Source organism: Bacillus sp. FSL K6-2944 (assembly GCF_038005385.1).
GTDB lineage: Bacteria > Bacillota > Bacilli > Bacillales > Bacillaceae_G > Bacillus_A > Bacillus_A cereus.
Genome location: NZ_JBBOTE010000025.1, coordinates 1 through 4,080 on the forward strand (window position 1 = coordinate 1; position 4,080 = coordinate 4,080).

Sequence of the window (4,080 nt, forward strand, 5' to 3'; positions counted from 1 at the left end):
AATAACACACCTTGGGCGTTGCCCAAACCCACTGGGGAACTCTTCCCCAGACCCCCTTTATCGAACTCCCCAACCCCTCAATCCTTGAGGGGCTTCCTCGCCGGTTGGCGTCCCCAAAACGTGTCGTTTTGAGAACCTGCCAAGAGGATGATAAATCAGCTGCACGAGTCCATTCCTTAATGCTCCTTCCATGGATCAGCACAAACCGCTGCACCATTTCAGTCCGCTTACCATGGACTCTTACCATTTATCTTTCTTCTCCCCATAGTCGTTTCGCGAGTTACTCCAATTGCTCATCGAACCTTAGTCATATGCAATATAACTATTTCCTTGTTTTCGCAATAAAAAAAGCGTTGAACGAATGTCTCAACGCTTTTTAAAAATTTTATTTTGTTTTATTATTTTCTATTTTTTCTGTTACTCTATCAATAGTTTTCATGTTCATTAACCAAAAAATACTTACAAAAAAATAATAAATCCCCATAATTGATAAATTGTCTGATAAATTAGTCCACATAGATTTCTCTAAAATAAAATTACTCCAAAGAATAGATACGGTGAAATATGTAAGAGGAGTAACTAAATATACCATTACATACAAAAATTTATGAACATGCATAATCTAATCCCCTTTTTAAAATTTGATTATTTTAACCATGTTGATATGTACATTTTCCGCCATAATATACAAGCGTTCCCGCTAATCCAACTGCGTTTGAACCAACAGCAAATTTAACCAATAATTTAGCTGCTTCTTTATATGCCTTTTTTTGAAGATATGCCCACAATCCACCTTCAAGAGCTGCAGTAACAGCCGCTACTCCAAAATGATCTTTTATAGCATCAATCATACAATCGGTCCATGCACTTCGTTTATATCTATGAAATGGATTTTTAGCTTTCGCATCATTCATTTCTTCAATCATAACAATATCGTTTTTTAAATTATTAGCATAGTTAGCTCCATATTTATTTTCAATTTTATTAAAATCGAAAACTCTTTCACCATTTTGAATCACTAATGCTTCTTCATTTAAAAATTTTAATTGTTCAGCTAATTCATTAATTTGTTTGTCCTCCTCTAATGATTGAACTGAAATGTTTGTTGCAGCAGACACAGAAAAACTAGGCATTACAAAACCGATCCCTATAGATAATGCTAATGAAGTACATAAAAATTTATTTTTTAAGCTCATTTTTATAACCACCTATTTCTTTTAAATTTTATACCTTAATAACCTTATATCTCATTAAATAATTAAACAAGTCTGGTAATACAAACCAAATATCGGTAAAATAAAGAAAGAATATTGGTTTTATTAACAAAATGAAACAAATAGTTAACTAAGTTAAAAATTAACAACATTCCTGTTTTGAAGATTATAAAAAACATCTTGTTTTTGGGTGAGAGGTGGGGCTGGGGTGAAGCGAAGCGAGGGGCTAGCCCCTCAATATGCGTAAATGCATATCGTAAAAGAAGAATACTAAAAACGGATGAACTGGCGATTCGGCAGGTATAATTGCTAATCCAAGTCGTACTACTTAAATCCTCGTTTTTGGTATGTTCGGCTTGGCGAAAAACAATCCCCTGCCGAAAAAAATTTTGCAAGGATGTAGCGAAGCGAAAAAGGTGGAGATTTTTGAGTGTTTTTTACTCAAAAATACTACCTATTCCTTGCGGAATTTTTAGCCCTTATTATAAAAGACACAAAGAGCATATAAAAAAACCCTTGATATATAAGGTTTTTTTTATATAAATAGTTACCATATTTGGTATTGTTCTTACCATATTTGGTATGTATAATAGATACCGAGATAGGTAACTATTATTAAATAATTGGAGGGTTAAAAATGTCATCATTAGATAAAGATATTTTTATTGAAGTACCTGATGAAAAAACAGGGGAAATTCAACAGTATTTATTAACTCCAACAAAACAGAAAAAAGTTTATAAGGGGGACTGGGTTATGATGTTTCAAGAAGGATTAACACATGTTGCCAAACTTAACTTAAAAGGTGAAACATTACGTGTCTATATGATTTTATTAGCAAAATTAGATTATGAAAATTGGTTAAGAATTAGACAAAAAGATATAGCTAAAGAATTGAATATGAATCCTCCACATGTCTCAAGAGCAATTAAAGAACTATTTGAACATGGTATTTTGGTAAAAGGTCCAAAAGTAGGCGCATCTAATACATATCGTTTAGATCCATCTTTTGCTTTTAGAGGACGAGATAAAAATTTAGAACAAGTCAGAAAAGAAGTAAAACACCTTAAAATAATAAAATAGGGGTAATACCCCTATTTTACATTTCATGTTCAAACCCTCTATCGCGTTCTTTTTTCGGTTCTAACGCTTGTACAGATTGTTGTATTCCTTTACTCAATCCAATTTCCTTATCCACTTTTTCCGCTAAATCCTCACTTCCCATTTTTCGAAGCCAATAACTTGTATAATTTGCAATTCCATCTACCAATCGATTCCCTCGTTCATTTAGCGGTTGTTCATATTCCTTCTTGCTATATTTCATCATGCCAACTGCTTTCGCTACATTCGCAAAACTCATTTTTAATCCTTCGTACAGTTCATTCACTTTGTTCAGCGTTCGTTTCAAACGACTGTTCTCTACGGTTAATAGATTTACTTGTTCTTGTAATACTTGCTTTTCTTCTCGCCATATTTGACCATTCTCGATGGCTGCTTCTTTCCCAATCAAACTTCGTTCCCTTTGATTCACTTCTAATTCTTTATAGCTGATATCCAACTCCTTTTGATTAATAAACTCTTCCCTTTCATTTAAAGCTGCCTCCTGAGCTTCTAGTAATCTTTTAGATCTCTCTATAGTACTTAACCCTTCTTTGATGCTAGAAACACCTCTAAGACGGTTAGAGAGCTTCTGAGCGTCTTCTTTTGTTAGGATATAGTTTCCTGTTTTTACTTCTTTCTTTTTCAGCAATCCTACTTTTTCTATTTCTGCTTTCAATCTTCTCATATCAAACAACGGAAATCCTTGTATATCTTTTTCTACCTGTTCCTTTGTTTCTTCTAGTTTCGTAATCTCTTCTTTCGTATCTCCTACTTGTTTTTGTAGATTTTTCTGTTCTTGTTGTTGTTTTCTCACAATCTGTTCTAACTGTCCTTGGACGGTGTGTAATTCTTCTACTTTCCCCTCTGACTGTTTCACTTCTTTGTCTACTCGTTGTAAATAGGTTTCTTTTTCCTGTACCTGCTTTTCTACAACAGACTTTGTTTCCGCATATTCTTTATATTGTTTTACTTTCATGTACTTATGAGACCCTACATTTGCTCGTTCAAAATCAGGAATATGTTCTTTCGCCAATGTTTCGATATATGCCGTTTCTATCACTCTCCAATTTGCAATCAGTTCCATACCTTTTCCATTTACGCCTTGTTCTTGTAAAGCTCTATCCATTCCCACACGCTTCGTTAAACCTCGATGAATTGAAAAATGGGGCACATAGTTGATATGAAGATGCGGATTTGCTTCATCATCATGTAACACCATGTTATAGACTGCTAGATTGGGATTCCGCTCTTGAAACGCTTCTGCATACCGCTGTAGCGTTTCTTTTTTCTCTTTCCTACACATTGGATCATCTTTACCTTCCCCAATCGCTACAACCAATTCTCGTTGCTCATGTACTTTTTCACTTTTCCTGATTTTCTCATAGTAGTCTTGAATCTTGCGGTCCTTCCGTTTTTGTTTCTTGTTATATGTATCTACCGCTTCCTGAAATACCTCTTGATATACATCTCTTATATCCTTTTGAACAAAATACAGATTCTCTTCTAACCTGGATGGATCAATACCAGGATTTCCATGTACATTTTCTCGATTGTTATGACTGATTGAACTTTTATGAGATTGATTAAATGAGATAGAACGTAACACAACATACACCCACTTCCCTAGAATGATTGATACCATGAGTCTAGCAAAGCAACGAAATGGAGTCAATTAAAGTAACCCTATACATATTTTGACGCTACGCATCAAAAATATATAGGGCTCTGCGAGGCCCTTGTCGGCATAGCCGAGTCACTACGTGACAA

The 4,080-nt window shown here is 34.5% G+C and carries 4 protein-coding genes; 1 reads left to right on the forward strand and 3 read right to left on the reverse strand.

The window, feature by feature from the left end; translation table 11 throughout:
- Window positions 1-385 precede the first annotated feature (385 nt).
- On the reverse strand, window positions 386-619 hold the full coding sequence (locus MHH55_RS36295; RefSeq protein WP_000557954.1) for a hypothetical protein: 234 nt from the start codon (window positions 617-619) through the stop codon (window positions 386-388).
- A 31-nt stretch (window positions 620-650) separates the two neighbouring features.
- Window positions 651-1,196: a hypothetical protein gene (locus tag MHH55_RS36300; RefSeq protein WP_000053877.1), complete on the reverse strand. Its 546-nt coding sequence runs from the start codon at window positions 1,194-1,196 to the stop codon at window positions 651-653.
- 655 nt (window positions 1,197-1,851) lie between these two features.
- Here MHH55_RS36300 and MHH55_RS36305 point away from each other — a divergent pair.
- Window positions 1,852-2,295, forward strand: a complete 444-nt coding sequence (locus MHH55_RS36305; protein ID WP_000096320.1) for a helix-turn-helix domain-containing protein — start codon at window positions 1,852-1,854, stop codon at window positions 2,293-2,295.
- A 16-nt stretch (window positions 2,296-2,311) separates the two neighbouring features.
- Here MHH55_RS36305 and MHH55_RS36310 read toward each other — a convergent pair whose 3' ends face one another.
- A complete protein-coding gene (locus MHH55_RS36310) occupies window positions 2,312-3,919 on the reverse strand; it encodes a plasmid recombination protein (RefSeq protein ID WP_445661845.1) in 1,608 nt (535 codons plus the stop codon).
- Window positions 3,920-4,080 lie beyond the last annotated feature (161 nt).

What these genes read in the sequence shown, in the direction of transcription:
- MHH55_RS36295 (WP_000557954.1), bottom strand. Translation starts at nt 619, where the DNA reads ATGCATGTTCATAAATTTTTGTATGTAATGGTATATTTAGTTACTCCT.
- MHH55_RS36300 (WP_000053877.1), bottom strand. Translation starts at nt 1,196, where the DNA reads ATGAGCTTAAAAAATAAATTTTTATGTACTTCATTAGCATTATCTATA.
- MHH55_RS36305 (WP_000096320.1), top strand. Translation starts at nt 1,852, where the DNA reads ATGTCATCATTAGATAAAGATATTTTTATTGAAGTACCTGATGAAAAA.